Below are 22,983 nucleotides of genomic sequence, written 5' to 3' on the forward strand. Positions count from 1 at the left end.
TTAACTGCTTACAGTTCTTCTAAAGCAGCATTGGCAGTAATGATTAAAAATGTTAATAAAATAAAATCAACAATAAATGATTGTTCTAACTCGGTTGAAGTAGTATCGAAATATTTAAATATACAAAAAATATAACTTATTATAGGTGATATTATGACAAAACCAACACACACAAATAAAATCATCAAGACACTTGATGATTTTTATAACATAATTGATATTCATGAATTCAAGAATATCTCTTTTCACCACCATCTAAGAAATGGTGATTTTGTTTTGAATATGGTTTTAGATCATTATATAGAACACAAAGTTAAAAACTTAAACATATTCCCATCAGCGATATTTCCTAGTTACAGTTCAATCCTTCATTTACTTGAAAATGAGCAAATCAACAACATAACTACAAACTATTGCAATGGCCCAGTCGCAGAGTTTATTTCAGACAATGGAATACCAGGAAAACTAACAATGCAAACCCACGGGGGTAGAGCTAGAGCGATAATAGAGGGTAGAAGTATAATCGATATCGCATATATCGCAGTACCATATTGTGACAAGCAAGGTAATGCTGTTGGATATCTTGGAAATAATAGGTGTGGGGCGCTTGGATACCCTATCGCAGATAGTCTACACGCTTCAAAAGTTGTACTAATCACAGACAATATTGTAGATGAAGTCCAAAACCCAGAAATCAAAAGTGAAAATGTAAATCATATAATCACAATAGATTCTATTGGTGATAAAAATGGTATCGTATCAGGAACTACAGAAGTAACTAAAAACCCTATCGGAGTTAAAATAGCTAAGAATACAGCTAAATTAATGACCGAGTTAGAACTAATTAAACAAGGCTTCAGTTTTCAAAGTGGAGCTGGAGGAATTAGTTTAAAGGTTACTGATTACGTTAAAGACACTATGAAAAAGAATAATATCAAAGCATCTTTCTTTAGTGGGGGGATTACTAAGTATCATGTAGATATGTTGGAAGAAGGTTTGGTTGACACATTATATGATGTGCAATGCTTCGACTTAGATGCAGTTGATAGTATAAATAGAAACAAGAAACACATACCAATTAGTGCATCACAGTACGCAAACCCATCTGATCCATCAATGGTCATTAAGGACTTGGATATCGTAATACTAGGTGCAACTGAAATTGATTACAATTTCAACGTTAACGTAACCACTGATTCACATGGTACAATAATTGGTGGTAGCGGTGGACATAGCGATACTGCATCAGAGGCAAAAGTAACGATTATTGTGTCACCACTTATAAAAGGACGAATTCCTATTATAAAAGAAAGAGTAACGACAATAACTACGCTAGGTAAGAATGTAGATTGCTTTGTAACTGAAAGAGGAATTGCCATCAACCCATTGAGAACTGATTTATTAGAAAAACTACAAAACACAAAACTAAAGATAATTCCGATCAAAGAATTATCACAAATCGCATATAATTATACAAATATTCCAAAAGAACCCAAAAAACGTGATAAAATAATAGGTGAAGTAGAAGATAGAACGTTCGAAGTTATCGATTATTTATATCAAAAGTAGGTGATTCTATGTATCAAATTAAAGAAGTTATTTTAGATTCTGAGACTACCGAACTGGTATCGTTTCTAAAACAAAACAATCTTGATTACGAAACAGACATTACATACAGCATTCTGGTTTATGATGGAACAAAAATTATCGCAACTGCATCATTAGCACATCGAATTATGAAGTGCTTCGCAGTAGATAATAAATATAGTGGTCAAAATATCACAGGCCTTATGTTTCATCATTTGATTGAAATGTTACAAGCTGATGGTATTAGCCACTATTTTGTTTTTACAACTCCTGAAAATGAATCCATTTTCAAATCTTTCAATATGAAAAAAATTGTAAGAACAATGAATACGGTATTACTTGAAGGCGGAGACGATATTACAAGTGTTCTATCAAGATTGAAAAAACAGAATAACATATCAAATAGCAAAAAGGGTTGTATTATTATGAATGCAAACCCAATGACAAACGGACATCTGTATCTAGTGGAAGAAGCACTAAAACAATATGAAGAAGTAATTATATTTGTTGTAAGTGAAGATGTATCATCATTCCCATATATAGATAGATTCGAGATAATTAAGGACGCTACTAAGCACTTAAAAGGTGTAGTTGTAGTTCCATCATTATCATATCTTGTTTCACGAATTACATTTCCAAAATACTTTTTAAAAGAAGATCAGTTAATCAAAGATGAACAAACTTTGATTGATGTTCTTATCTACAAAGAGTACTACCAAAAGACATTCAACATTGATAAACGATTTGTAGGTAGTGAACCATTTAGTGCCAATACAAATAAATATAATAAAGTACTAAAAGACTATCTTGGTATCAAGGTAGAAATTATAGAACGCAAAGAGTTAGATTCACAAGCTATATCCGCATCTCAAGTAAGAAGATTAATCAAAGGAAACCATGTTGATAAGATAAAAAACATAGTGCCAGAGGCAACATATGATTATTTGAAATCCGAAAGAGGTCAATACATAATTCGTATAATACAGAAGAAGAAACTGGGGAGACATTAATGAGTGACATACTAGTAGCCAGAGAAGCAAGAAGTACCCATATTCAATCCCTAATGGGTGAGTTTAAATTCAAAACAATCGCAGTTTTAAAACTAAACGTAGTTGGTAAGAATAAAAATCCTATCAACATGCGTTTTATTTGCTTGTTATTTGATAACGAAATTAGAAAAGAATTTGGAGATAAAATCATTCGTTCAGAAAAAGTAGAGTCTGAAGACGGAGATTATATCTACTACGTTATTAATGAAGAAGGAAACATCGTTAAACAAAAAACAATATATATTGAGGACAATACATACCTAGGTAGATTAGTTGATGTTGATGTGTATAACGAAACATCTATATCACGTGAAGACATGTCATGCGAAATGAGAACCTGTTTAATCTGTGATAACTACGCGCATATATGTTCAAGAAACCAAACACATTCACAAAAGGAAGTACTCCAGGCAGTGAATCTTTTGATTGAAGAGTACCTAACAGATATACTTCTAAACAGTGTAATGCACTCAATTCATGATGAACTAGAGATGTTTCCAAAATTTGGATTGGTTTCTAAAAGAGATTCAGGGTCACATAGTGACATGGATTATGAAACATTCATCCAATCAATCTTTTCAATCAAACCTTATATAAAAGAATACATATTATACGGAATCAGAGGACATGATAATCCTAAAGAACTACAAAAAATAGGATTAGAAGCTGAAGAAGCAATGTTCAAAGCAACAAATAACATCAATACACAAAAAGGATTGATATTTGCATTGGGGCTTTTCTTACCTGCGTTATCAAAATCAATTGTTAATAATAGAAACGAAGCATACATCATTTCTGAAATTCAAAGAACCTCAATTGAGATCATTGGGGATTACTACAGCAAAGTAGAAGACAAAACACTAAAAACACATGGTGACCAAGTGTATTTAGACTACGGTGTAAAAGGTATAAGAGGTGAAGCTCTGAAAGGATTTAGAATGTTATTTGAAAATGAATCTCATTCTGATCAAGAATATGACGATAAAAACCATCAATACATGATTGATATCTTAACTACTCTATGTGATACAACAGTCATTCATAAAAAAGGATTTAAAACAATGAAACAAATCCAAACAGATATGGATGAGATAAATAAGAACGGTGGATACATAAGCAATAAAGAACTATTCACAATCATAAGTGAAACATATAAGAAACAAGGGATAAGCCCAGGTGGCGCTAGTGATTTACTTGTTCTTAAAATGATTTATGAGAATGTTAAATACTTGATTTGTCATTCAGAATACTGTGGAATATAAAAAAGGACATTTTGTCCTTTTTATTTGATATAATGTATATAAAGGGGTTGGGATAATATGAACCGATTACTCATTTTTTTACTTCTAATTTCAAGTTTGTTTTTAACAGGATGTGAACCATCTATCGATGAAAAGAAAAAAGAGATTAATCCATATGAAGGTGAACTTCACTACTTTGATGTAGAAGATGTAACATCAATGTCAGTCCAAATGGCATATTTTAACAATGCATTTATATCAATGAATAATGATGGTGTTAATTACCATATATTCGAGGGTAGTAGTAGATATTACTATGTTCATAATGATGAAGTAGTGGTTGTTAGAGAACTTGAAGACAATTCATATGTTGGGATAATATCTTATAATACAATTACCTTTGAACTTGAAGCTTTTTATTCAGAGATAGATGAAATTTTTGATATATCTTTAATGGTTCAAGTTGATTATACAAACACATTTTCTTATCAAGATGAAAATATGGTTTATGTTATCGAAGTAAATGAAGATAACTATATAACATATATAGAATGTACGGATTTATCAGATGGTTCAAGAGTACTTACTGTTTCTGATATAAATCTAGTTGAGATTGAAGTACCAGAACATGATATATATACACCTGCTGAGTATGCGATGGAGACCAATTATTCTACTATGGAATATACATATCAAAATGAGCTCTTAACAATAACAAATGATGAATGGACTGTTACAATCAATAATAGTGGTAGATATGTACATTTTATTCATGATGGTATTACCTGGAGATATTTAGATTTTGTATATGAAGTTATGAGAGATGAAAGTAACACAGAAATACCGATAGATGAATTTTTAGTAGAACACGATACATTAGGTGAGGATTTCCTAAGTGATATTATGGATATTGTGATGTACATTGAAGATATTGATACTTTGTTTATTGAAAGTGAAGAGACAGAATAATGAAGAAAATTATATTGATACTCATTGTGACAATGGTTTTAACTGGCTGTCAAAAAGAAGAGGTAATATTTTCAGCATATGATGGTAATATCAATGTCTTACAAAGAGAAGACGTCGAGTCATATAAGTTACTCAATTTTTCACAGTTTAATACAATACATGTAAATCAAAATGATGATTATATGTATGATTACGGAGAATACCAGAAGTATATGTATTTAGATGAATCTGAAGTAAGAGTATCTGTATATGAAACAGAAGATAATGATTTTTATGCTCTTACTAGAGAATTTGGGGACGTTTATTTCTATGACTTATATGAGTATGTGTACCAGAAAATTTAGATGATTTTTCAGTCGAGTTTGGTACAAATCATTTGATTAAAGAAGCCGGACCTTTGACCTACGAACTTTGGTTAGATGAAACTGATACCGTTATCGAGGTAAAAGTTACAATTACAGACGATTCGTCTCTCTTGTGGCATTTATATGATATAAACAACACGGATTTTGAAGTTCCACAGCACGAGATTACAGGGTTATACGAGTATATACTGAGTGACATGGAACTTGATTTTATATTAACTGAAACAACCTATGCGTTCTCTGAAAATAATTGGACTTTTACATATAACTCAGAAGACTTCTTTACCCAAGAAATAACTTACTTCGGTGAAGAATTTGAGTATAATCGATTGTATGGTTTGATCTCCTACGAGAATGTAGATTATACATTTGAGGAGTTTAAAACTCTTTTTCCAACATTTGAAGATTCTCTAATTGATATCTTTCTAGAAATTGAGAACAGTGTTGTAACGATTGAATTTGAGTTATTAAGTTATTATTACGAATAAAAAAAGGACAAATTATTTGTCCTTTTTAATATACTTGATTCCTTGATAACTATTTTTACTTCTAAGTTCTTTATCAATTTCATTCATAATAATAAATTTCTTTAAACTCCACTGAGGTTCAATTAATAAATCCCTAGGAGCATCCCCTGTTAATCTATGGATAATGATATTAGGGTTTAAATGTTCTATTTGCTCAACTACAATATCTTTATACTCATCTAAAGTTAGTATCTTAAATGGTTTTCTTTGATACATTACGCCTAACGCTGTTTTCTTCATAATATGGAGTAAGTGTATCTTTATCCCTTGAATGTCCAAATCGTTTAGAAATAGAACTGTTTGAAGCATATCAACTTGTGTCTCGTTATAGAACCCATTGATAATATGAACTACTACGTCAATATTACGTTTTCTAAGCTCAGATACACAACTCGTAAAACACTCCAAACTATGTGCTCTGTTCATAAACTGTGCAGTATCTTCATGAATTGATTGAAGACCAAGTTCGACTGTTAAATACGTTTTTGTGTTTAACTCTTCTAATAAATCATATATTTCGGGATTAAAGGCATCACATCTAGTTCCTATGTTTAATCCAACAATGTTTTCATCTAATGATAATGCTTCTTCATATAGTACTCTTAAGTTAGACGCAGAATCATATGTATTTGTATTGGCTTGGAAATATGCGATGTAGTAAGCATCATCCCATTTTTTATGCATCATATTTTTAATTTTATCAAATTGAATACGTAATGAATCTGTTTTCTTACCAGCGTAATCTCCAGAACCACTCTCTGTGCAAAATGTACAACCACCAACACCACTATAGCCATCTTTGTTTGGACATGTAAACCCGCCATTTAAAGACACTTTAAAAACCTTCTTACCAAATCGATCTCGGTAATAAGCATTTAAAGTATTATATGGTTTTTCTTTTGTCATTAATTTCATAGTATCACCACACACATTTTATCACACATTTCACCTAAAAATAAAAGATATGTGTTATAATATCAAAAGGTGATAACTATGTTTGAACGATTTAGAGACAGTTTGGTAAATCCAGAGAAAATTTTATATTATAGAAAAGATTCTATCTTTAGAGTTCTTTTTGTAATGTTGTTTTATGCGACGTTAATGAGTTTGTTTATGATTGTAGATACAACAACATTTGATGGGTTAAACATACCAACTAAATCAGAGATACAAGATACCTTATATGAAGAGAACATTGATTGTCAGATTACGAGTTATAATTTGGTTTGTACTGAAGAGCAATCAGAGATGTTGTTTACATATTTTGGTTTGATAGATTTCTATATCGTTTCAGATGAAACATTAAACATATCAGAAGTATCTAAGGAAGATGCATATATCGTACTTCATGAGGATACTATTTATGCGAGTACTTATGGAATAGTCTATAGTGTACCAATAAGCACGATTTCCGAATTTGAAGGACTAGATTTAAATGAGTTAGAAGCAAACCCTGAACTTGTAAGTGAACCACTTATCACAGGTATTGAGAATTATTTACTAACGAATAAAACATTTTTGGCCTCGGTATTAATAGGGTCATCTATATTAATCAACTTTATTATTGTTAGTATTTTATCATTACTAACAGGTGTCTTCATTAGAGCAAGATACAAAGTAATCCCATATCGTGAAACATTTAGATTTGGTGTTTATGTATCAAGTTCTACATTTATTGTATTAACATTAATGAATATGATGGGTAGTAGTTTCATCTTCATTTTATTCATCGTTATATTCAACTCAAGACAAATGGGACGTCTTAATATGGCGATAAACAAAGCAATGAAAAAATAAAACTTGTCATTAAATAATGACTATGTTATATTTCTAATATAAGCAAAGAACTAGAAGTAGTAAAATAGTAGTTTGGCAAAGAGAACTGTTGGTTGGTGTAAAACAGTGTAAACATTATTTGAATTAGTCTAGGGAGCCTTTTAAGTCCAGCACGTAAGCTTAAAACGTACCTCTGCGTTAAAGAGTCGAGAGCTAGTATAACTAGAACCAAGGTGGTACCGCGGATATTCATTCGTCCTTAATTTTTAAGGGCGATTTTTTTATACATTATAAAGGAGTGATTCATAATGGAATATAATCACAAAACAATCGAAAGTAAGTGGCAAAAACACTGGTATGAAAACAAACGTTTTTCTGTCACTGAAGACAAGAATAAAAAGAAGTATTATAGCTTAGTAGAATTTCCGTATCCCTCAGGAGCAGGAATGCATGTTGGACACATCAGAGCGTATTCAAGCTTAGAAATCGTATCACGTAAACGTAGAATGGAAGGGTATAATGTATTATTCCCAATCGGTTTTGATGCGTTTGGATTACCGACTGAAAACTATGCGATTAAAAATAAAATTCATCCAAGACAAGTCACAGATCAAAATATTGAAGTATTCACAAATCAACTTCAAAAAACTGGATTCAGTTTTGATTTTGATAGAGTTGTTGATACTACAGATGAAAACTATTATAGATGGACACAGTGGATCTTTGTTCAACTATTTAACAAAGGATTGGCATTTAGAGATACAACATATGTAAACTACTGCCCAAGCTGTAAAGTAGTTCTTAGTAACGAAGACAGTCAAGGTGGTAAATGTGATCGTTGTGATACACCAGTTGTTCAAAAAGAAAAAGATGTATGGTTCTTAAAAATTACTGATTATGCAGAACGTTTACTACAAGGTCTAAAGAAACTAGATACATTACCACGTATCCGTATTGAACAAGAGAATTGGATTGGGAAATCAACAGGAGCACATGTTGATTTCAAAGTTAAAGATACAGATGAACTACTCCAAGTATATACAACAAGACCAGACACTCTGTATGGAGCAACATTTATGGTTATTGCCCCAGAACATGATCTTCTAGTAAAATATCATGATAGAATCAATAATATGGAAGATATCCATAATTATCAAGATGCCGCAAAACTTAAAACTGAGTTTGAGCGTGTTGAACTACAAAAAGATAAAACAGGAGTGAAGATTGACGGATTAACTGCGATCAACCCTCTTACAAATAAAGAAATCCCTATATTCGTAGCTGATTATGTAATGATTGGGTATGGTACGGGTGCAATCATGGCAGTACCTGCGCATGATGCAAGAGATTATGAATTCGCGACTAAATTCGGTTGTGATATCATCGAAGTCATCAAAGGTGGGGACATCACAAAAGAAGCATATACTGATACATCTGAAGGTGAACTTGTTAATAGTGATATTTTGAATGGACAATCAGTTAAAGATGCAAAAGTTACAATTGCAGAATACTTAGAAGAACAAGGAATCGGTAAAAAGGCAACAAACTATAAAATGAAAGACTGGGCATTCAACAGACAGCGTTACTGGGGAGAACCAATCCCTATAGTACACTGTGATACATGTGGGATGGTTGCATTGAAAGAAGAAGACCTACCACTTGTCCTACCTGAAATGGAAGACTTTGAACCTGGTGAAGACGGACAATCACCACTGGCAAATGTTCCTGAGTTTGTTAATACGACATGTCCAACATGTGGTGGACCTGCAAAACGTGAAACAGATACAATGCCACAATGGGCTGGAAGCTCATGGTATTTCCTTCGTTATTGTGATCCTCATAACAATGAAGAACTAGCTAGCATGGATAATCTAAAATATTGGATGCAAGTAGATTGGTATAACGGTGGAATGGAACACGTTACAAGACACGTTATCTATTCTAGATTCTGGCATTTATTCCTATCAGACATAGGGGCAGTTCCAACAGAAGAACCTTACCTTAAACGTACCGCACAAGGAATGATTCTTGGTGAAGACGGAGACAAAATGTCTAAGTCAAAAGGGAATGTAGTAAACCCTCTTGAAATCATTGAAGAATTTGGGGCAGATACATTACGTGTGTTCACATTATTCATTGGAGATTATGAACAATCAACTCCTTGGAATCCAAGTGGTGTAAAAGGAGCACGTCGTTTCCTAGATAAACTAGCGAGACTATTAGATAAAGTATCAGACAAAGAAAATGATACTTATCAAACTACACTTCACAAAACCATAAAGGCAGTAGATGAAGATATTGAAAATGTTAAGTTCAATACAGCTATCGCTAAATTAATGACCCTTGTTAATGAACTTGGAAAGGCAACACACATAAATAGATTTGATTTCGAACAAGTTCTGAAACTAATCAACCCATTTGCTCCACATCTAACCGAAGAACTATGGGAACAACTAGGACATACAGAAGACATGGTATTTGAACCATGGCCAATATTTGATCCAGCTAAATTAGTTGAATCAACAATAGAAATAGTTGTAAGTATCAATGGTAAAGTTAGAGATAAAATAACAATCAACATTGATATGTCAAAAGATGATGTATTAGCACTCGCAAAATCAACTGAAAAAATACAAACGTTACTAGCTGGAAACGATATTAGAAAAGAAATATATGTGCCAAAGAAACTAGTAAATATAGTAATTTAAAAGACGAAAGTTTTCGTCTTTTTTATTTATTAATAATTCAACCACAAAATATACACATTTATTTGTTATAATATAAGAGAGGTGATGCTTATGAAATACTTGATTATAGGTTTTGATGACAATACAGTTTACGATCGAAAAGCAGTTGAACTACTAAACAAATATAATATAAAAGGGACCTTTTATATTAACTCGGGTACTTTGAATGATTCTGGTTTTTTAACAAAAGAAGAACTAGATATTTTGTTTGATGGACACGAAGTAGCATCTCACACTGTTAATCACCTTCGTTTAAAAGAACTAACACATCAAGGTATTAAATACGAAATTGAAGAAGATTTTGAGATTCTTAAATCATATAGTAAACAGGATACTCGCGGATTCGCATATCCATTTGGAGATTATAACAAAAAAGTAAAAGATATGGCTAAAGAATGCGGTGTATCATACGCAAGAACCGTCAAAGGAACAAAGAAATTTGATCGTCCTAAAGACTTATTAGAATGGCATCCTACAATGCACTTAACTGGAATGGCGTGGGATACTAAAGATTTTGAAAGAGTACAAAAAGGATTTAATTTTTGTTTAGATAAACTAGAAGATTTCCTAGAAGATTATAATGCAGAGTTATTTCATGTTTGGTTACATTCTTGGGAGTTTAAAGATGATAAAGAGAAATGGGATATGCTAGAACGCTTCTTTAGATTAATCAGTAATGAAGAAGATATCATATCAGTAACTGCAAGTGAATATATTAAAGAGATATCGTAATGATATCTTTTTTTTATTTATATATTTCACCCTAAATCATAACAATAAAGACTAGATATCAATGTATGGTATAATTATTTAGGGTGATGATATGAAAAAAAGTATTCAAATAGTTATAATTTTACTTGCGTTAACAGGGTTATTAATCAACGTCCTTGTCAGTACGTTTGAAGATCCAATTAATTTAGGTAGAGGACTAGGGTTATTTAGGTATTACACATTACAATCAAATCTAATTGTAATGATATACTTTGTACTGTTGTATTTAGGTAAAATCAAACATGTAACACTTCATAAATTCATTGGAGGTATTGTAGTATATATTACAATCACATTAATCATTTTTGCGATTATGCTTGCTCCAACATATCATCCGACAGGATGGAGTCAGGTAAGCAATATTGTCGCACATTATATTGTACCTGTATTAGTAATATTCTACTTTTTCTACGTGAAAGAGAAATACAATTTTAGACCAAAAGATGTACTAATCTGGATTTCATATCCAGTAGTATATATTCTGTTTATGATAGTATATGGGACTATTACAAATGATTATTTATACCCGTTTTTTCAAGTCTCTGAAGTAGGGGTTTTAGGGTTGATTATAACGATATTTGGCTTGGTTTTTGTGTTCCTTTTGTTGTCATTTTCAGTTATGAAAATAGTTTCATTACAAGAAAAACAAAAAACTGAATAATGGCTATTTTAAGCCGTTAAACAGATGTAAATATTTATGAAAACGACAAATAAAAAAATATCAAAAAAAATTATAGTTTTACTGTTGAATATAGAGATTTTGTTTGATATAATGTGTTTGTTGTAAAAACGCTTTCATTTTAAAAAGTGTTTATCAATACTTAGAGGAGGGTAGAAATACCTATATTTTTAATGGAATAGGTAAAAATAATATGAAACGAATTACGATTATTGCTGGGCATTATGGAAGTGGTAAAAGTGAGATAAGTGTCAACCTCGCTATTGATAAGAAAATTGATTATATTGTTGATTTGGATATAATCAATCCCTATTTTAGAAGTAGGGGACTACAAGACTTGTTTGATGAAAAAGGAATTCATTTAGTTGAGAGTACTGTTAAAGGTATGCTGAATAGTGATATGCCTTATGTGTCAGGTGAAGGTAGAGTACCATTTGTAAACAAAGATATTACCGCGATCTATGATCTTGGTGGTACTGAACATGGTGCAAAGATTTTAATACAGTTTTCTGAATTTATTACCGACGTAGACGAAATTGATTTCTTAGTCGCTTTAAATACATTCAGACCTGAAACTGCTACTACGAAAGATATCTTACATACGATAACTTTATTAGAAGCACAAACACAGTTAAATGTAACTGGGTTAATCAACAATACAAATCTGATTAACGAAACAACAGAGCAAGATGTTATTGACGGAGAGAAAGTACTACTTGAAGTGGCCGAAAAATTACAAGTTCCGATCATGTACACAGTAGTAGAAGAACATAAAGATTTTACATACCCATTTATTGGTGAACGAATCAATTTAATTAGATACGTTGCTAAAAAGTGGACCTTAGGAGGAAAGTAAATGGCAAAAGGAAGAATTTTTATAGAGGTAGATAGATGTAAAGGTTGTGGATTATGTACAACGTATTGTCCAGTTAATATTTTAGAACTAGACTTAACTACAACGAATACAAAAGGATATACTCCTCTAATGACGACAGACAAAGAAAAATGTATCGGGTGTGGATTCTGTGCAATTATGTGCCCAGATTCAGTTATCACAGTTGAGAAATTTGTTAAGGAGGCAAAATAATGGCTAAAGTTTTAATGAAAGGTAATGAAGCAATGGCATTGGCAGCTATCAAAGCTGGTTTAGATGCATTCTATGGTTACCCAATCACTCCACAAAATGAATTACCTGAATATTTAAGTAAACATATGGCTCTTCATGGACGTGCATTCGTTCAGGCAGAATCAGAAGTATCAGCTATCAATATGGTATATGGTGCAGCTGGAGCTGGAGCAAGAGTAATGACAAGTAGTAGTAGTCCTGGTATTGCGTTAAAGCAAGAGGGAATCACATATTTAGCTGGTGCAGAATTACCAGCAGTAATCATCAATGTAATGCGTGGTGGACCTGGTTTAGGTGGTATTCAACCTTCACAAGCAGACTACAAACAAATTACACGTGGTGGAGGAAACGGGGATTACTATTTATATAGTTTAGCTCCTGAATCTTTACAAGAAGCAGTGGATTTAATCAAAGAATCATTTGATATCGCTGATTACTTCAGAAATCCAGTTATGATCGCAGTTGATGGTTTAATTGGACAAATGATGGAACCTGTAGATTTCGAAAAAGAAGTTCCTAAATGGGATTTAAAAGAAAAAACATGGGCAGCCGATGGAGATAGATCAAATCGTGGTAAAAACATTATCAATAGTTTATACCTAGATCCTAATGATTTAGAGAATCACAACTTAAAACTACAAAAGAAATTTATTGAAATGAAAGATAAGCATCAACGTTATGAAATGATCAATATGGAAAACGCTGAAATAGTAATCGTAGCATTTGGTAGTACGTCTCGTATTGCTAGAACAGCAATTGAAATATTAAAAGAAGAAGGAATTAACTGTGGTATTGTACGTCCAATCACAATTTACCCATTCCCTCAAAATGCATTCAATGAACTACCTGAGTCTGTAAAAAACATTTTAGTAGTAGAAATGAACTTAGGACAAATGGTTGATGATGTTAAATTACATGTACAAGGTAGATTACCAGTTCACTTCTACGGACGTGTTGGTGGAATCGTACCAGAAGCAGAAGAAATAAGCGATCAAGTTAAAAAGATAGTAGGTGGAACAAATGAGTAACTTAAAAACTGTATATAAAAGATCAGAAGGGTTATCTGATATGAACACCTCATATTGTCCTGGATGTACACATGGTATCATCCATAAATTAGTAGCTGAAAGCCTAGTAGAACTAGACTTATTAGATAGAGCAATTGGTATTAGTAGTGTTGGATGTAGTGCACTGAACTATGATTTCTTTAGTTGTGATATGCAGCAAGCAGCTCACGGTAGAGCACCTGCAGTAGCAACAGGAATTAAAAGAGTTAAAAAAGATGCAATCATCTTCACGTATCAAGGTGATGGTGACTTAGCAAGTATCGGTATTGCTGAAGCAATCCATGCCGCAGCACGTGGTGAACATATCACGATCGTATTTGTTAATAACGCAATCTACGGTATGACTGGTGGACAAATGGCTCCAACAACATTACCTGGACAAAAAACAACAACATCTCAAGATGGACGTGACCCAGAAACACAAGGATTACCATTAAAGATTTCAGAATTAATGGCAACTATTCCTGGAGCAACATATGTAGAACGTGTTTCAGTTCATGATCCAAAACATGTATTCAAAGCTAAAAAAGCATTGAAAAAAGCATTTGAAATTCAAAGAGACAAAAAAGGATTCAGTATTATCGAATTCATCAGCACTTGTCCTGTAAACTGGGGTATGACTCCTAAGGGCGCAGTAGATTGGGCTGTAGATAATTTAATTCCTTATTACCCACTTGGTGTTTATAAAGATAAAACGGAGGGTATCGAATAATGTTAAACGAGAAAGTAATCATAGCTGGATTTGGTGGACAAGGTGTAATGACTATGGGACAACTTCTAAGCTATGCAGCAACAGAAAAAGATATCAATACTTTATGGTTCCCATCATATGGACCTGAAACAAGAGGAGGAACTGCGAACTGTTCAGTAACAATTTCAGATGAATATGTTAACAGTCCAGTAATCAGTACTCCAGATAGTATCATTATTATGAACAAACCTTCACTTGCAAAATTCCAACCAAAATTAAAAGTGAATGGGATATGTTTAGTAAACTCTAGCTTAGTATTAGATGAAGAGTATAGAGAAGATGTACGTGTATATGAAGTAGACGCAAATAATATGGCTTTACAACTAGGAAACTTAAAAGTAGCTAACATGATCATGTTAGGAGCATACTTAGCTTTAACTAAAGTATTCACAGAAGAAGAAATTCTTGGTATACTAAAGAAGAAGTTTACAGGAAGCAAAGCAAAATTAATAGAAATAAACAAACATGCATTAGAAATGGGAAGAAAAGCTGTTTTGTAAGGAGTGATCAACATGTTTCGTAACTTTCAACAAGTAGTAGACTATGCGAGGAAATTAGAAACAAAGGATTTGATAGTAGCAAATCCTGAAGATCGAGCAATTATCATTGCTATCAATGATGCATTTTTAATGGGGCTTATACGCCCCGTTTTAGTTGGGAATAAGAAAAAAATCTTAGACCTACTTATGGAACTAGGGATATCTAAAAAAGGGTATGAAATATATAATACACAAGATAAAGAAGACGCTGCAATGATGAGTGTTAAACTGGTTTCAAAACAAAGAAATGCAATATTAATGAAAGGCCAACTACATTCAAACAGATTACTAAAACAAGTATTGAATGAAGAGTATGGGCTTGTAGAAAAAGAATTACTATCACACATCGGGGTATTAGATATTCCGAATTATCATAAATTATTATTTATGAGTGATAGTGTAATGAATGTATTACCAACAGAAGAAGAAAAGAAATACATCTTAGCTAACACATTGAATTTTGTTACTAGTTTAGGTATATTCAAACCTAAAATAGCAATGATAAGCGCAGTAGAAAGTGTTAATGAAGACATACCATCTACAGTAGAAGCAAGAAACATTGTCGAAGCACTTAGAGATAATGACGAGTATTACATTGGTGGACCATTTAGTATTGATATAGCTGTCAGTCATGACTCGGCTATAACAAAGGGTGTAAACCATGTAGTTGCAGGTGATGCAGATGTACTGATTTTCCCGAACATAGAAGCAGGAAATACATTTTATAAATCAACAACATTCTTAGGAAACTCAACACCAGCTGGATTAATCCTAGGAGCAAAAAACCCAATTGTTTTAACAAGTAGAGCAGATTCATATAAATCAAGATTGTATTCTATTGCACTTGCAGTAGTGAGTACTGATATCTTATGAAAATACTTGTAATAAATCCAGGATCTACATCAACGAAAGTTGCTGTGTATGATAAAGAAAAAGCAATTGTAGAACAAACAATAAGACATTCAAAAGTAGAACTAGAAAAATTTCAAAACCTAAACGAGCAAATCCCATTTAGAAGAGAATTGATCTTAAAATTCTTAGATACTAACGACATAAAAATTAGTGGCCTTGAAGGGTTTATAGGGCGTGGTGGTTTAATGAAACCAATTAAATCAGGGATTTATAAGGTCAATGATTTAATGGAAGAAGATTTACTGAATTGCACATATGGAACACACGCTTCAAATCTTGGTGGGTTACTTGCGAAAGAACTAGCCAAACAAGTTGGAAAAGATGCATACATTGCAGATCCTGTTGTAGTAGATGAGATGAGTAGTGTTGCAAAAATAAGTGGGTTGAATGGTATTAGTAGAAAACCCATATGGCATGCACTAAACCAGAAGGCTGTTGCAAAAAAATATGCTGAGAAAATCGGAATGAAATATGATGAGATTAATGTTATCGTAGCTCATCTTGGTGGAGGTATTAGTGTTGGACTTCACAAACGTGGGAGAGTTACAGATGTTAACAATGCACTCAATGGAGATGGACCGTTTTCACCTGAGAGAACTGGGTCATTACCTGTAGCTGATGTCTATGATTTAGCATTAAGTGGTCAGTACACTTTGGACCAAATTAAAAAAATGAATTATGGCTTTGGTGGTCTTGTTTCTTACCTTGGAACAAACAGTGCCGAAGAAGTAAGTGATATGATAAACGATGGACAAGTATTTGCACAAAGAATTATGAAAGCCATGGTCTATCAAATAGCAAAAGAAATTGGTTCACTTTATGCAGTGACAAGAAACAATTTAGATGCTATAATTATTACTGGTGGATTAGCATACAATCAAGATGTACTCCAACCGCTTCTAGAATATATCGATCATTTAGGTGAGATCGTTGTTTACCCAGGTGAGGATGAGTTAGAAGCGTTAGCGTACAATATGTTTAATTATTTGGATGCACACATCATATTACGTGAATATGAATAAGGGAGACTTATTTAAAGTCGCCCTTTTTATATAAATAAAATATTTTTGGAGGATTTATATGACTGAATTTTTATCACACTTTGTATTTACTTTGTTACTATTACTTCCTGTGGTATTAATCTCTCGTAGTGTAGTTGCGGGGACAAAGTACTCGCCAATTTTAATCATCGTAGTTTTTGGATTATTACTTGGTTACATCATGAATTTGACTGGTATAGGTGACCCTGGGTTACCTAAATTTGAGATGATTGGGTTCACAAGCGGAACAACAATCACAGCATTAGTAGTGACATTCTTTACAGGAGGACAAAAACTTAGAAACACATTCATGAAACCTAAGTTACCTGACGAGGATGATGTTTTACTAAATGAAGAAGAAGTTGTACTGGGGACTAAAGGAACTCAATTAGTATTCTTAGTGCGTGCATTCTTTATCTTAGTTGGTATTCAAGCAGTAATGCAAATTATTACAGGTACAAAGCTAGACACTCTAGCAGACTTTCTACCTTTAATCGCATTCTTTGGATTATCAGGAGCTATTATCTTTATTGATAGCAAAGCGAAAATCAGTAACAAGAGAGCCTATTTAGGTAGAGGTGTTGTTGAAATATTAATGATCCTAGTAGTTTTACTAGTTGCGTTTTATATCGCTTCATTCTTTAAAGATTCAACAGTATTACCAGCATTACCACAAATCTTCTTCGCTATGCTTCTAAGTAGTGGATTAGGTATGTATTTTAGCAACTGGCGTCCAGGACCAACAATGAGAGCATTATTGTTTGGTGGGATTCCAATGGTTTTAGCCGCTGTATTTATTATCGGTGGAACGAGATTAGTTAGTGCGTTTGGAATGGAAGGAATGACACAAGTAATGGCTTATGGTTTCTTTGGTCAATTGTTCTGGATGTTTGTAGGAATCGCATTATTAGTGTTCGTTGGTAAATCAAATCACGTTGATATTCTTGCACCAGGTATGGCAGGAAGTTTATCTCATAGTGGATTGACTGGAGCTTGTACAGCTGGAGATATCGGTGAAGTTGCAAAAGAAAGAGCACCAGTAATGATCAATATTCCATTCTTTGGACATGTATTTGTGTTTACGATTTTAGCCTTCAGTGCAGATCGTGGGGAACTATATGTATTCCCAGGATTAATCGTAGTGTTGGTCGGGATATTATTTACAATCTGGGCGTTAAAAACGCTTAGAAACAGAGACGGAGAGCGTTCTGAGATCAAAGGTCTTATCTTGTTTAGTTTAGGATGGCAATTGATTGCAGTATTCGGTGGATTCACAATGTTACACTTTGCTGGTTTAGAACTACATGAAGCAGCAATGGCAAATAGTAGTGCAATAAGTCATTTTGGATTATTTGCATCTATTCAAGGTGAAATGTTCGATGTTGCAGGATTATCACCTGAACTACAACCATCAGCTTTGATCAGTTTCATATTCGCAATGCCATTCTTAATACATCCTATTGTATTTGGTATGTTTGGTAAGGCAATGACAGATGATGGTCAAATGCCTAAAAAAGTTATCGCAATACTTGCAGGACTAGGTGTTGTTGGGGTTTTATTTAGTTTAATCATACTTTAGAAAATTAAGGAAGCCATTTGGCTTCCTTTTTTGTTATAATAAGTATAGATGATACATGGAGGTACAATTATGAGTTATGTAGTATTTGATATAGAAACAACTGGACTTGATGTGAATAACGATTCAATTATTGAAATCGGTGCAGTTAAAGTAGAAAATGGAGAAATTGTTGATACATTTGAAGAACTCATCAATCCTGGATTCTCAATCCCATTTCATATAACTAAAATAAATGGAATAGATGACTCAACTGTAGAGAATGCAGATTATCCTGGTGTTGTTCTGACAAAATTTAAAACATTTATATCTGATGTTGATTTCGTTATTGGACACAATGCTAAACGCTTTGATTATCCTTTTATAGAAAGTGAATTCAGACGTAATGGAATAAGATTTGATGGTGTTGATTGTAAAGATACTATATGGGAAGCCAAAAGAAAGTTTAGAAGGTTGCCGGGTTATAGTTTGGCAAAACTCTGTGCTCACTTTGGAATTGTCAATCAAACAGCACATAGAGCACTTAGTGATGTTATGGCTACATATGAATTATTTGAAAAATTAAAGCAATACTAGGACCTTGCAAGTAATATACTTGCGAGGTGTTTTTATGAATTGTAGAGTTTGTGGGTTGAATTTATACAAGGAAATGGATTTAAGGCAAATATTTAAACCGGTTTATAGAATACATGTAAACTGTGAGAAGCACATTGTTGTTCGATCAAAGAGAGAAGTTATTCCTATTGAGAGAAATGTGATTTATTTTGATTATTTATATGACGAAAAACTGAATCTAAACTACGATTACTTGTTTTTTGAATCAATGCTTTTTTGCTTACTTCAATACATTGAGAAACATGATTGGTCAATAATGTATTTCTACGAGGAAGAAGAATATAACAACCTTTCTGATGAATCAAAATACCTATTATTGAAACTGGGACAAAAACCAATTGTCTTTATTAGTATGTTTGCTTACTAAAATAAGAGTGTATTTTATTTATTTTTACACTTTAAAGTGTTATAATAATAGTATCAAATAAACAAAGGGAGATGATTTAATGAGAGTTCAAGTACGTGGAAAAAACGGTTTTGTCGTTACTGACGCGATCTCAAGATACGCTGAAGGTAAACTAGACAAAGTAGAGCGTTTCTTCAAAGAAAACCTAGAAGCATTTGTGGTGTGTAAGATTTATAAAGATCACCATAAAGTGGAGGTTACTATCCCTACAAAGTTTTACACAATGCGTGCAGAAGTTAGCGATGATGATATGTATGCAGCGATCGATTTAACAATCGATAAATTAGAATCACAAATTAGAAAACATAAAAACAAAGTTACTAGAAGTTTACAAAAGAAAGAACACACAGGAGATTTATTCAAAGATGAATTAGATCTTGATGCATTGCAAAGAGAGTTAGTTCCAGAACTAATGAAAACGAAGAGTATTACACTTGAGAAAATGGATGCACACGAAGCCATTACGGCCTTAGAACTATTAGGACATGACTTCTACATCTATAGAAACGAAAGCACTAGTAAAGTAAATGTTGTTTATTTAAGAAACGACGGAGCATACGGTGTAATCGAGACTGAGTAATTAAAATGCGCTATCAAATAGCGCATTTTTTTATAGTAGTTTGCAATTATATATTTATAATATATAAATAGCGTAAAATATGATATGATATTAATGACATATATAGAGGTGAGAATATGCTTAAAAAATTATTTGATCCTGGTAGAAGAGAGTTGAAAGCTTTAGCTAAACTTTCGAATCAGGTACTAGCTCTTGAGGAAGAGTATAAAAACTTATCAGATGAAGAATTAAAAAACAAAACAATTGAATTTAAAGACCGTCTTGCAAACGGTGAAACCCTAGACGATATTCAAACAGAAGCATTTGCGACAGTGCGTGAAGCATCGACACGTGTACTTAAAATGACTCCATTTAAAGTACAGGTAATGGGTGCTTTTACTATTCACGGTGGTAACATTGCAGAAATGAAAACTGGGGAAGGTAAAACATTAACTGCAGTTATGCCAGCTTACTTAAATGCATTGGGTGGTAATGGTGTACATATCGTTACTGTAAATGAGTACTTAGCAACACGTGAAGCTGAAGGAGAAATCGGAGATTTATTCCGTTGGCTTGGATTAACTGTTGGATTAAACATTAGAGCATTGTCGAAAGAAGAAAAGAAAGAAGCATACGAATGCGACATTCTTTACGCAACCAATAATGAACTTGGGTTTGATTACTTACGTGATCATATGGTTATATACAAAGACAAGATGGTTCAAAGACCTCTTAACTATGCAATCATTGATGAGGTAGATAGTATCTTAGTAGATGAAGCGAGAACACCGTTAATTATTTCAGGTGGTAGTAAGAGTACATCTAGTTTGTATCTACAGGCACAAGCTTTCGCAAGAAACTTAGGACCAGAAGATTATGAAGTAGACATTAAATCAAAAGGTGTTAACTTAGAACCTAGTGGAATCGCTAGAGCTGAAAAATACTTTAGTCTAGAAAATCTATACGATGTTTCAAACGTAGGATTACTTCATAGTATCAACAATGCCATAAAAGCGAATTATACAATGGATAGAGATGTTGATTACGTTGTTCAAGAAAATAAAGTAATCATCGTTGATAGTCATACAGGTCGTTTAATGATTGGTCGTCAGTTCAGTGAAGGACTACATCAAGCATTAGAAGCAAAAGAAGGAGTAGAAATCAAAAAAGAAACTACTACCTTAGCAACAATAACATTCCAAAACTTTTTCCGTATGTACAAAAAACTGTCAGGAATGACAGGGACTGCAAAAACAGAGGAAGAAGAATTTAGAAACATTTATAATATGATTGTTGTTGAAATCCCAACAAATGAACCAATCATTAGAGACGATGCCAATGATTTAATCTTCGCTACTATGAAGGCTAAATACAATGCAATCGCAAATGAAATAAGAGAACGTAACGCACTTGGACAACCGATACTTGTTGGTACAATTAGTATTGAAACATCAGAGTTGTTGAGTTCATTACTGAAAAGGAAAGGCGTTAAACATGATGTTTTGAATGCGAAACAACATGAAAGAGAAGCTGAGATTGTAGAAAAAGCTGGTAAACAGTTTTCTGTAACAATCGCAACAAATATGGCTGGTCGTGGGACAGATATTAAACTAGGTGAAGGTGTTGTTGAACTTGGTGGTTTAGCTGTTATCGGGACAGAACGTCATGAATCTAGACGTATTGATAATCAGTTACGTGGTCGTTCTGGACGACAAGGAGATCCTGGATATTCTAGATTCTTCTTAAGTGCTGAAGATGAACTAATGCAACGATTTGGTGGAGAACGATTCCAAAACCAGATAAACATGCTAACAAAAACACGTGATTCTAAAGATGAATCACCTATTGAATATGGAATATTTAGTCGTATGGTTGAACGTGCTCAAAAACAAATTGAAGGTAACAACTTTGATAGACGTAAAACAGTCCTACAATATGATGAAGTTCTACGTAAACAACGTGAAGTAATTTACGGACAACGTAGAGATATCTTATTTGAAGAATCAATCACTGATATTGCCAAAGGTATGGTTGAACGTACACTTGATAGAGTAGCTGCAACATACACAGTTGAGGGTAACCCTGGACAAGTGGATAAGAACGAACTATTCAAACAACTAAACGGTCGTTACTTCAACTTAAACTTAGTAAGCAAAAGTGAATTAGACAAATCACCTCAAGAAGTAAGTGATTATCTAATAAACTTAGCAATGAATGATATCGATAAAAAAGTAGAGAAATTCACTGATGAGAAATTCAATGATTTCCTAAAAGCAATAACATTAAAAGTAGTAGATAACTATTGGATAAGACATATCGATCAAATGTCTGAATTAAGACAAGGTATCGTTTTACAAAGTTATGCACAAATGAATCCTCTTCGAGAATACCAAGAAACTGGATTCCAAATGTTTACAGACATGATTACAAACATTGAAGAAGACGTTACAAAATATGTTCTTCGTGCAATCGTAAGAGAAAACATGCAACGAGTTCAAGTTGCAAAACCTGTAAGTACATATTCTGGAAAAGAAGAACAAACAAAACGTAAACCAAGAACTGCTTCAAAGGTAGGAAGAAATGATCCTTGTCCTTGTGGTAGTGGTAAAAAATACAAGCAATGTCATGGTAGATAACAACTGACTCAAGAGAAATCTTGAGTCTTTAAACTAGGTGAGAGA

General features: G+C 33.0%; 23 protein-coding genes and 1 other annotated feature. Of the genes, 22 read left to right on the plus strand and 1 reads right to left on the minus strand.

Annotated features, from left to right (window positions below; all coding sequences use genetic code 11):
• Positions 1-153 precede the first annotated feature (153 nt).
• The 6 genes from AC2LE6_RS02120 to AC2LE6_RS02145 are packed head-to-tail and all read left to right on the plus strand — an operon-like array spanning position 154 to position 5,699.
• A complete protein-coding gene (locus AC2LE6_RS02120) occupies positions 154-1,569 on the plus strand; it encodes a citrate lyase subunit alpha (protein ID WP_484477591.1) in 1,416 nt (471 codons plus the stop codon).
• 8 nt (positions 1,570-1,577) lie between these two features.
• A complete protein-coding gene (gene citC / locus AC2LE6_RS02125) occupies positions 1,578-2,597 on the plus strand; it encodes a [citrate (pro-3S)-lyase] ligase (RefSeq protein ID WP_484477592.1) in 1,020 nt (339 codons plus the stop codon).
• Complete coding sequence (gene citX, locus AC2LE6_RS02130; RefSeq protein WP_484477593.1) at positions 2,597-3,898, plus strand: citrate lyase holo-[acyl-carrier protein] synthase; 1,302 nt, start codon at positions 2,597-2,599, stop codon at positions 3,896-3,898. Before citC ends, citX begins: the two co-directional genes overlap by 1 nt.
• 57 nt (positions 3,899-3,955) lie before the next feature.
• Positions 3,956-4,846, plus strand: coding sequence for a hypothetical protein (locus AC2LE6_RS02135; protein ID WP_484477594.1), 891 nt, complete (start codon positions 3,956-3,958; stop codon positions 4,844-4,846).
• A complete protein-coding gene (locus tag AC2LE6_RS02140; RefSeq protein ID WP_484477595.1) occupies positions 4,846-5,190 on the plus strand; it encodes a membrane lipoprotein lipid attachment site-containing protein in 345 nt (114 codons plus the stop codon). Before AC2LE6_RS02135 ends, AC2LE6_RS02140 begins: the two co-directional genes overlap by 1 nt.
• 53 nt (positions 5,191-5,243) lie before the next feature.
• Positions 5,244-5,699, plus strand: coding sequence for a hypothetical protein (locus tag AC2LE6_RS02145; RefSeq protein ID WP_484477596.1), 456 nt, complete (start codon positions 5,244-5,246; stop codon positions 5,697-5,699).
• 12 nt (positions 5,700-5,711) lie between these two features.
• On the opposite strand, the gene mnmL is transcribed toward AC2LE6_RS02145, so the two are convergent.
• Complete coding sequence (gene mnmL / locus AC2LE6_RS02150) at positions 5,712-6,653, minus strand: tRNA modification radical SAM protein MnmL/YtqA (RefSeq protein WP_484477597.1); 942 nt, start codon at positions 6,651-6,653, stop codon at positions 5,712-5,714.
• A 78-nt stretch (positions 6,654-6,731) separates the two neighbouring features.
• Between mnmL and AC2LE6_RS02155 the strand changes: the two genes are divergently transcribed.
• From AC2LE6_RS02155 to secA, 16 genes are all read left to right on the plus strand, one after another.
• A complete protein-coding gene (locus AC2LE6_RS02155) occupies positions 6,732-7,535 on the plus strand; it encodes a DUF1189 family protein (protein ID WP_484477598.1) in 804 nt (267 codons plus the stop codon).
• A gap of 36 nt (positions 7,536-7,571) precedes the next feature.
• Positions 7,572-7,778: a binding site (T-box leader), on the plus strand.
• A gap of 44 nt (positions 7,779-7,822) precedes the next feature.
• A complete protein-coding gene (gene leuS, locus AC2LE6_RS02160) occupies positions 7,823-10,222 on the plus strand; it encodes a leucine--tRNA ligase (RefSeq protein ID WP_484477599.1) in 2,400 nt (799 codons plus the stop codon).
• Between the two features lie 90 nt (positions 10,223-10,312).
• Positions 10,313-10,993 carry a polysaccharide deacetylase family protein gene (locus tag AC2LE6_RS02165; RefSeq protein ID WP_484477600.1) on the plus strand — a complete coding sequence of 227 codons (681 nt, stop codon included), beginning with the start codon at positions 10,313-10,315 and terminating at the stop codon, positions 10,991-10,993.
• Between the two features lie 91 nt (positions 10,994-11,084).
• A complete protein-coding gene (locus tag AC2LE6_RS02170; protein ID WP_484477601.1) occupies positions 11,085-11,693 on the plus strand; it encodes a Pr6Pr family membrane protein in 609 nt (202 codons plus the stop codon).
• 211 nt (positions 11,694-11,904) lie between these two features.
• The gene (locus AC2LE6_RS02175) at positions 11,905-12,567 is read left to right on the plus strand and encodes an ATP-binding protein (protein WP_484477602.1); all 663 of its coding nucleotides are present in this window, start codon (positions 11,905-11,907) and stop codon (positions 12,565-12,567) included.
• Positions 12,568-12,798, plus strand: a complete 231-nt coding sequence (locus AC2LE6_RS02180) for a 4Fe-4S dicluster domain-containing protein (RefSeq protein WP_484477603.1) — start codon at positions 12,568-12,570, stop codon at positions 12,796-12,798.
• Complete coding sequence (locus AC2LE6_RS02185) at positions 12,798-13,865, plus strand: 3-methyl-2-oxobutanoate dehydrogenase subunit VorB (RefSeq protein ID WP_484477604.1); 1,068 nt, start codon at positions 12,798-12,800, stop codon at positions 13,863-13,865. Before AC2LE6_RS02180 ends, AC2LE6_RS02185 begins: the two co-directional genes overlap by 1 nt.
• Positions 13,858-14,616, plus strand: coding sequence for a thiamine pyrophosphate-dependent enzyme (locus tag AC2LE6_RS02190; protein WP_484477605.1), 759 nt, complete (start codon positions 13,858-13,860; stop codon positions 14,614-14,616). The genes AC2LE6_RS02185 and AC2LE6_RS02190 overlap by 8 nt, the downstream gene beginning before the upstream one ends.
• The gene (locus AC2LE6_RS02195; protein ID WP_484477606.1) at positions 14,616-15,155 is read left to right on the plus strand and encodes a 2-oxoacid:acceptor oxidoreductase family protein; all 540 of its coding nucleotides are present in this window, start codon (positions 14,616-14,618) and stop codon (positions 15,153-15,155) included. The genes AC2LE6_RS02190 and AC2LE6_RS02195 overlap by 1 nt, the downstream gene beginning before the upstream one ends.
• A gap of 12 nt (positions 15,156-15,167) precedes the next feature.
• Entirely contained in the window at positions 15,168-16,067 is a 900-nt protein-coding gene (locus AC2LE6_RS02200; RefSeq protein WP_484477607.1) for a phosphate acyltransferase, read from the plus strand.
• The gene (gene buk, locus AC2LE6_RS02205; protein ID WP_484477608.1) at positions 16,064-17,128 is read left to right on the plus strand and encodes a butyrate kinase; all 1,065 of its coding nucleotides are present in this window, start codon (positions 16,064-16,066) and stop codon (positions 17,126-17,128) included. The genes AC2LE6_RS02200 and buk overlap by 4 nt, the downstream gene beginning before the upstream one ends.
• Positions 17,129-17,186: 58 nt before the next feature.
• Positions 17,187-18,725, plus strand: a complete 1,539-nt coding sequence (locus AC2LE6_RS02210) for a hypothetical protein (RefSeq protein ID WP_484477609.1) — start codon at positions 17,187-17,189, stop codon at positions 18,723-18,725.
• Positions 18,726-18,794: 69 nt separating this feature from the next.
• A complete protein-coding gene (locus tag AC2LE6_RS02215) occupies positions 18,795-19,298 on the plus strand; it encodes a 3'-5' exonuclease (protein ID WP_484477610.1) in 504 nt (167 codons plus the stop codon).
• 34 nt (positions 19,299-19,332) lie between these two features.
• Positions 19,333-19,704 (plus strand): hypothetical protein, encoded by a 372-nt coding sequence (locus tag AC2LE6_RS02220; RefSeq protein ID WP_484477611.1) that lies wholly within the window; start codon positions 19,333-19,335, stop codon positions 19,702-19,704.
• A 79-nt stretch (positions 19,705-19,783) separates the two neighbouring features.
• Positions 19,784-20,323 (plus strand): ribosome hibernation-promoting factor, HPF/YfiA family, encoded by a 540-nt coding sequence (hpf, locus tag AC2LE6_RS02225; RefSeq protein WP_484477612.1) that lies wholly within the window; start codon positions 19,784-19,786, stop codon positions 20,321-20,323.
• Positions 20,324-20,439: 116 nt separating this feature from the next.
• The gene (gene secA / locus AC2LE6_RS02230) at positions 20,440-22,938 is read left to right on the plus strand and encodes a preprotein translocase subunit SecA (protein ID WP_484477613.1); all 2,499 of its coding nucleotides are present in this window, start codon (positions 20,440-20,442) and stop codon (positions 22,936-22,938) included.
• Positions 22,939-22,983 lie beyond the last annotated feature (45 nt).

The organism is Candidatus Izemoplasma sp., from assembly GCF_982632705.1.